We start from the raw sequence: 3,095 nt of genomic DNA, 5'->3' as shown, positions 1-3,095 counted from the left end.
AGCAGCATCAGGCTGAATTCTCCTCCGTGGGCCAGGATGATCCCAGTGCGCCATGAGGCCTGAAGCGACTCGCCGAATAGTCGGGCGACGACCAAAACGATCAGCGTCTTGCCCGCGAATATGATCGCGATCCAGATCAGCACGACAGGCCATGCAGATGCAATGATCCAAAGTGGCAATTGCGTTCCGATGCCGACAAAGAAAATCCCGACAAACAAATCGCGGAAGGGCCTAATCTCGTTCTCGACAGCATGGCGCGCGTCACCCTCGCCGATAATCATGCCGGCCGCGAATGCAGCGAGCGCCGGAGAAAGACCGGCGGAGGCCGCGACAATCGCAGACCCGAGCGCAATGGTGAGCGCGAGGAGCTGGGCAAGTTCCGGATCGCCAGGTGACGCTACCCAACGGGCAAGCACCTGCAACGGGCCACGGGCAATGAACAGAGCTGCAACCAATGCCATTGCAGTGGCGACGACCGTTATCACGCCATGTCCCTCGGCGGCTCCACTCATCGAATCGTGCAGAAGCAGGAATGCGACAGCTGCCAAGTCTTGAAACAGAAGCACTGCAATGGCCAGACGCCCTTGAGCCGATCCCAGAGCGTTCGCGCTTGCGAGCACCTTGAGGCACATGGCCGTGGATGACATGGCAACGGCCCCGCCGATGAGGATTGCGGGGACGGGCGCGAGATCGAAGATCAGACACGCTACCAACGACACCGTTATCGTCGTGACTGCAACCTGCACGGCTCCAAGACCGAAGACATGCTTCCTGAGCGTTACGAGCTTCTCGAACGAGAATTCCAGGCCAAGCGCGAACAGCAGGAGTACCACTCCGATCTCGCCAATGCTGCTCAGGGCAGCGCTCTCCGCAATCAGGCCGAGGCCGGCAGGTCCGATGACTATGCCGGCAAGAATGTAACCGACAATGCTGGGCACGCCGATTCGTGAACATATCGTCACGAGAACGAACGCGGCAAAGATCAACAAGGCCGCACTTTCGACAAATCCGGTCACGCCATGCATGTTCTTCTCCTGATGGCTTGGCGCAGGGAAGGCCAATACCTGTAAACTCTAGACACGCGAGCGCGCCCACTGCGCTATCTGCGCGGCAGGCATTGCACCGCTCATCCTCGCGATTTCCTTGCCGCTCCTGAACAGGATCATGGTGGGGATGCCGCGAATCCCGTAGCGGCCGGCGATCTGCTGTTCGGCTTCCGTATCGAGCTTACCAAGGCGGAAATTTGGTTCGAGCGACTGCGCCGCCGCCTCGAATTGGGGCGCCATCATCTTGCATGGCCCGCACCACTCGGCCCAGAAATCGACCAGCAATGGCAGTTCGGCATTCGCATGACGGTCAAAATTAGCCGCTGTAAGCGTGACGGGCCTGCCTTGAAAGAGAGGCGCGCCGCAGCGTCCGCAATTGGGATTATCGGTCAGGCGCTCCTGCGGCACCCTGTTGGTGGAATTGCACTGCGGGCAAGCGACCGTGGGCATCTTGTATCCTTTCTTTGACGAGCCGGTCTTGGCGGCCGGCTGATGCAGGCGTTCAGCGCGTGGATATGGCGCGGCGCGCCTCTCGCTGCCGCGGCTCGGGCAGGTATTCCACGCCACCGCCCTGGCGCCGAACCGGCTGCGGATAGAGCGTCATCAGCTCCAGTATTTCCTTGGGCATGTCCGTTCCAACGGGCAGGCTCATGTCGCGGGCCTCATCGGCAGAGATGGGATAGTCGTGGGTCCAGGTGCCCGTCGCCAGCTTCGCCGCCACGGACGCCGCGCGGTTCTCGTCCATCTTGTCGGACAGCAGACGTTTCGCGAATGCCTCGATCTGCGCAATGGCCTTGCGACCGACATCGGCCATGATCAGGGTCTGGTCGTCGATCTCGGCGATGGGTTTCTCCTCGACGACCTTGATGAGCGAGGCAGCAGGCAACTGGCCAAGTTGCGGATCGACGGGTCCCAGCACGGAGTGTTCGCACATCACGATCTCGTCGGCAGCGAGTGCGATCAGCGTGCCACCGGACATCGCGTAATGTGGTACGAACACGGTGACCTGGCCCTTGTGTCCCTGAATGGCGCGGGCAATCTGTGTTGCCGCCAGCACAAGGCCACCCGGTGTGTGCAGCACGATGTCGAGCGGCACTTCATCGTCGGTCATCTGGATCGCGCGCAGGACTTCTTCGGAGTCGTTGACGTCGATGTAGCGCATCAGGGGGAAGCCCAGCAGGTTCATGGTCTCCTGCCGATGGATCAGCAGAATGACGCGACTGCTGCGCTTCTTCTCGATGTTGGCGATCTTGCGTGTGCGCATCGCCTCAAGATATCGGCGCTGCAGAACCGGCTGCAGCGCCGAAATGATGAAGAACAGCCAGAACAGCTGCATTATGTCCATGGACCTTGTCCTCCTTCCCGTCGGCCATCTGGCAGAAAGCCATAGATGCCCTCGTCGCGATAATAGTGGCGATAGGCATCGGCGCGCCTTCGCAGGAGTGGCGCTACAAGCCAACCGGCGACAAACCCGCCGATATGCGCCCACCAGGCGATCCCGCCCGTGGCCTGATCGCTGCCGAGCGACAGAATTCCGGGAATGACCTGCATGAAAAACCAGATCATCGCGAAAATGAACGCGCGCACTTCGAAGAACAGCGGAATGAACAGAATCGGCACGATTACCACCAGCCGAGCCGCCGGAAACATGCGTGCGTAGCAACCGATCACGCCCGCGATCGCCCCCGACGCGCCAAGCGCGGGAACGACTGAGTCGGGGTTCGCCAGCGCATGAGCCAGTCCGGCCGCCACACCACAGAACAGATAGAACAGTGTGAATCTGCTCGGTCCGAGCGGATCTTCGACGGCGGGGCCGAAGATCCAGAGCGTCCACATGTTCAAGATGAGGTGCAGCCAGCCCCCGTGCAGGAAGATATTGGTCAGGAATGGGGTCCAGTCGGACGGGGCGACGAGGCTCAGCTGTCCGAAGAAGCGCGAGGGCACCAGCGCGAACTCGAACAGGAACCAGTCCAGCACGCGCGGCGGCAGGCTGGTCTGATAGAGAAACGCGACGACGTTCATGCCGATGACCGCCCATACGATGACGGG

4 protein-coding genes are annotated in these 3,095 nt (G+C 61.0%); all 4 read right to left on the bottom strand.

Going from position 1 to position 3,095, the window contains the following annotated elements:
• A partial coding sequence (locus tag C0456_RS19870; RefSeq protein WP_291056225.1) for a cation:proton antiporter occupies positions 1 to 1,025 on the bottom strand: 1,025 nt, incomplete at its 3' end.
• 48 nt (positions 1,026 to 1,073) lie between these two features.
• Complete coding sequence (trxC, locus tag C0456_RS19865; RefSeq protein WP_291056222.1) at positions 1,074 to 1,496, bottom strand: thioredoxin TrxC; 423 nt, start codon at positions 1,494 to 1,496, stop codon at positions 1,074 to 1,076.
• A 52-nt stretch (positions 1,497 to 1,548) separates the two neighbouring features.
• Positions 1,549 to 2,391, bottom strand: a complete 843-nt coding sequence (locus C0456_RS19860) for an ATP-dependent Clp protease proteolytic subunit (protein ID WP_291056220.1) — start codon at positions 2,389 to 2,391, stop codon at positions 1,549 to 1,551.
• A partial coding sequence (locus tag C0456_RS19855) for a rhomboid family intramembrane serine protease (RefSeq protein WP_291056217.1) occupies positions 2,382 to 3,095 on the bottom strand: 714 nt, incomplete at its 5' end. The genes C0456_RS19860 and C0456_RS19855, both read right to left, overlap by 10 nt.

Origin of the sequence: Hyphomonas sp. (genome assembly GCF_013823385.1) — a bacterium.
Taxonomy (GTDB): domain Bacteria; phylum Pseudomonadota; class Alphaproteobacteria; order Caulobacterales; family Hyphomonadaceae; genus Hyphomonas.
Note: the sequence above shows the minus strand (reverse complement) of the source record. Positions and strands in the feature narration are given on the sequence as shown.

Excerpts from the sequence above, each read along its gene's own strand:
- C0456_RS19860 (WP_291056220.1), bottom strand. The coding sequence starts at position 2,391 with ATGGACATAATGCAGCTGTTCTGGCTGTTCTTCATCATTTCGGCGCTG.
- trxC (WP_291056222.1), bottom strand. The coding sequence starts at position 1,496 with ATGCCCACGGTCGCTTGCCCGCAGTGCAATTCCACCAACAGGGTGCCG.